The organism is Streptomyces sp. CO7 (assembly GCF_053474865.1).
In genome coordinates, this window is sequence record NZ_JBRIOU010000005.1 from 120,815 (window position 1) to 124,789 (window position 3,975).

Genomic DNA, 3,975 nt, shown 5'->3' on the forward strand with positions numbered 1-3,975 from the left:
GGCGCGGGGGGCGGGAGCGGTGACGCCCCGGGACCGGGCGCTCCGGGACCCGCCGCCCCGGGGCCCGCCGCCTCTGGCCGCAAGGGCTGGCGCCGCGCGCTCCCCACCTGGCGCTTCACCCTGCTCGGCATGGTCACCGTCATTCTGCTCTGCGCGGGCGCCCTGGCCGTCGGCTACCACCTGGTCAAGATCCCCCGCGCCAACGCCCTGGCCACCATGCAGAGCAACGTCTTCCTCTACGCGGACGGCTCGCGGCTGGCCCGCGACGGCGACGTCAACCGGGAGAGCGTCCGGCTGTCGCAGGTGTCCTCGGCCGCGCAGCACGCCGTGCTCGCCGCCGAGGACCGCGACTTCTACGACGGCTCCGGGGTGGACCCGCAGGCGATGGTCCGCGGCGCCTGGAACACCGTCACCGGCAAGGGCCGGCAGTCCGGTTCCACCATCACCCAGCAGTACGTCAAGAACTACTACCTGGGCCAGGAGCAGACGCTCACCCGCAAGGCCAAGGAGTTCTTCATCGCGATCAAGCTGGACCGGGAGAAGCCGAAGGACGACATCCTCGAGGGCTACCTGAACACCAGCTACTTCGGCCGCAACACCTACGGCATCCAAGCGGCCGCCCAGGCCTACTACGGCATCGACGCCTCGGAGCTGAACGCCGCCCAGGGCGCCTACCTGGCCGCGCTGCTCAACTCCCCGAACGCCTACGACGTCGACGCCTACCCGGAGAACCGGAAGAAGGCCCTGGTGCGCTGGCGGTACGTGCTGGACGGCATGGTCAAGGAGGGCTGGCTGACGCCGAAGCAGCGCGCCTCCCTGGAGTTCCCCGCCCCCCGCCCCAACCGGATCAACACCGCCCTGTCGGGCCAGCGCGGCTACGTGGTCAACGCCGTGAAGGCGTACCTGGCGGAGCACGACATCCTCGACGAGGCCGCACTCGACGGCGGCGGCTACCGGATCTGGACCACGCTGCGCAAGCCGGCCCAGGACGCCCTGGTGGAGGCGGTCGAGGAGGAGGTCCTGGACAACCTGGAGCCCAAGGCCCGGGACGCCGACAAGAACGTGCGGGCCGGGGCCGCGGCGATCGAACCGCGCACGGGCAAGGTCGTCGCCATGTACGGCGGCACCGACTACCTGAAGCAGTACACCAACAACGCCACCCGCCGGGACTTCCAGGTGGGTTCGACGTTCAAGCCGTTCGTGCTGGCCGCCGCCCTCGAGCACCAGGCGCAGACCCACGACGGGCGCCCCATCACCCCGCAGACCATGTACGACGGCACCAGCAAGCGGGCGGTCGAGGGCTGGCCCGGGGCCCGGTACACCCCGGAGAACGAGGACGGGAAGGACTACGGCGAGATCACCGTCAGCGAGGCCACCGACAAGTCGGTGAACGCGGTGTACGCCCAGATGGCGGTGGACGTCGGCCCCGACCGGGTGCACCGGACGGCGGTGAAGCTGGGGCTCCCGGAGCGCACCCCCGACCTGATCGCCTCCCCGTCGATGGCGCTGGGCACGGCCACCGCGAGCGTGCTGGACATGACGCAGGCCTACGCGACCCTCGCGGACCACGGGCGGTACCGGCCGTACACGCTGATCGAGAAGATCACCCGCAACGGGTCGCAGACGCTGTCGCTGCCGGAGCGTGAGTCCTCGCAGGCGGTCAGCCGGGTCGCGGCGGACACGACGACGTCGGTGCTGCGGGGCGTGGTGTCCGGCGGCACCGCCACGGCGGCGCTGGCGGCGGGGCGGCCGGCGGCCGGCAAGACCGGCACGGCCGAGGAGGACACGGCGGCCTGGTTCGCCGGGTTCACGCCCGAACTGGCCGCGGTGGTCTCGGTGATGGGTCAGGACCCGAAGACGGCCGCGCACAAGCCGCTGTACGGGGCGATGGGCCTCGGGAGGATCAACGGCGGCGGCGCCCCGGCCGAGGTGTGGGCGGCGTTCGTCAAGGACGCGATGAAGGGGCGCAAGGCGACCGCGTTCGACCTGCAGGTGCGCACCGGCAGCGGCGACCTGAAGCTGCCGTACGCGGTGCCGAGTGACGGTGCGTCCGCCTCGCCGTCGGGGGAGCCGTCGGAGGAGGGGGCGTTCGAGCCCGGGGGCGATGCGGAGCAGGAGGGGTCCTTCGAGGACGGTTCCACCGAGGGCGGTTCCGTCGAGGGCGGCGAGGGCAGCGCGGGGCACGGCGTCGAGGGGGCGGGCGGCCCCGATGCCGGGCCCGCACCCGGCGAAGCGGTGCTGCCGTCGCCCGGGCACGGGCCGCGGCCGGGGGAGTCCGCCGCCGTCGAGGGCGCCCCCGTCGACGGGCGGCCGCCGGGGAGGCCCGCGCCGTGGCCCGGGGGAGGGCCCTACCCTGCGCCGCACGGGCAGTACCCGTGGCCGCCGCAGTTCCTGCCCTGAGCGACCGCCCCGGCGGGACGGCGACCGCCCCGCCGGGACAGGGAGAAGGGGCCGGACCGCGTCGGCGGTCCGGCCCCTTCGGGTGTCGCTAGAGGTAGAGGCCCGTGGTGTCCTCCGTGCCCTCGAAGCGGTCCGCGGCGACCGCGTGCAGGTCGCGCTCCCGCATGAGGACGTAGGTCATGCCCCGGACCTCGACCTCGGCCCGGTCCTCCGGGTCGAACAGGACGCGGTCCCCCGTCTCGACGGTGCGGACGTTCTGCCCGACCGCGACGACCTCCGCCCACGCGAGGCGCCGGCCGACCGCCGCCGTCGCGGGGATCAGGATGCCGCCGCCCGAGCGGCGCTCACCCTCCGAATTGTCCTGACGCACCAGCACGCGGTCGTGCAGCATCCGGATCGGAAGCTTGTCGTGCTCGGTGTCGCTCACAGTTCTGTTGACGCTCACGGTCCGAACCTACCTGGCCCGGACCCCTCGCCGTCCGAGCGGGTACCGCTGTGCGGGGGTCGCTCAGCGACGGCGCCGGCAGCGCCTGCCGTGCGAGCCGCCGGAGCTCCGGGTGCCGCTGAGCACCAGCAGGCCGACCACGCCGACCGCCACCAGCGCCACCGGCACGATCCGGTTCATCCGCGGCGAGCCCTCCTCGTCGACGAAACGTCCCCGCACCTCGGTCATCGTCCGGTTGACGCTCACGTAGGCCCGTCCGAGGGTCTGGTCGACCTGGCTGCGCGCCTTGGCCTTGGCGTCGTCCACCATCGTCCTGGGGTGCATCCGCACCCCGATCTCCTCGAGCGTCTCCGCCAGCTGAGCGCGACGGCGCTCGATGTCCGCCTTGATCTGCGCCGGTGTCCTGGTGTCCGGGCTGTCCGCCACCGTGCCGCCTCCGTGATCGTTTCGCCGTCGGATGTCCGTCGTCCGTACCGTACGTCGTCCTGCGTTCCGTGGTGCTGTGCACCAGTCTGTCAGCTCGGGGCCCGGCCGCACGGCCACGCCCCCCGGTTACGCTCGTACGCGCCCACCCGGTGACGAGTGACCAAGGAGCCCCACCCGATGTCCGAGCGACTTCAGCCCGGCGACACCGCCCCCGCCTTCACCCTTCCCGACGCCGACGGCAACGAGGTCTCGCTGGCCGACTACGCGGGCCGCAAGGTCATCGTGTACTTCTACCCCGCCGCGCTTACCCCCGGCTGCACCAAGCAGGCGTGCGACTTCACCGACAACCTCGAGCTGCTCGCCGGCGCGGGCTACGACGTCGTCGGCATCTCGCCGGACAAGCCGGAGAAGCTGGCGAAGTTCCGCGACAAGGAGTCGCTGAAGGTCACCCTGCTGGCCGACCCGGACAAGAAGGCCCTGGAGGCGTACGGGGCGTTCGGCGAGAAGAAGCTGTACGGCAAGACGGTCGTCGGGGTCATCCGGTCCACGGTCGTGGTGGACGCCGACGGGACCGTCGAGCGGGCGCTGTACAACGTGAAGGCCACCGGGCACGTGGCCAAGATCATCCGCGACCTCGGCGTCTGAGACGCCGGCCGCCGGGCCCGGCGGGGGCGGTGAGCCGCCCCCGCCCCCCGGCCCCGGCC

General features: G+C 72.9%; 4 protein-coding genes. 2 read left to right on the forward strand and 2 right to left on the reverse strand.

Going from position 1 to position 3,975, the window contains the following annotated elements:
• Positions 1-2,400, forward strand: a 2,400-nt coding sequence (locus ACOV8S_RS18870) for a transglycosylase domain-containing protein (protein WP_448318982.1), incomplete at its 5' end; no start/stop codon positions are given.
• Positions 2,401-2,488: 88 nt separating this feature from the next.
• Here the strand turns inward: ACOV8S_RS18870 and ACOV8S_RS18875 are convergent.
• Both ACOV8S_RS18875 and ACOV8S_RS18880 read right to left on the reverse strand, forming a co-directional pair.
• A complete protein-coding gene (locus ACOV8S_RS18875) occupies positions 2,489-2,791 on the reverse strand; it encodes a GroES family chaperonin (RefSeq protein ID WP_448319449.1) in 303 nt (100 codons plus the stop codon).
• Positions 2,792-2,908: 117 nt separating this feature from the next.
• A complete protein-coding gene (locus ACOV8S_RS18880) occupies positions 2,909-3,271 on the reverse strand; it encodes a DUF3618 domain-containing protein (protein WP_448318983.1) in 363 nt (120 codons plus the stop codon).
• A gap of 177 nt (positions 3,272-3,448) precedes the next feature.
• Here ACOV8S_RS18880 and bcp point away from each other — a divergent pair, with 177 nt between their 5' ends.
• Complete coding sequence (gene bcp, locus ACOV8S_RS18885; protein ID WP_448318984.1) at positions 3,449-3,916, forward strand: thioredoxin-dependent thiol peroxidase; 468 nt, start codon at positions 3,449-3,451, stop codon at positions 3,914-3,916.
• Positions 3,917-3,975: the final 59 nt, after the last annotated feature.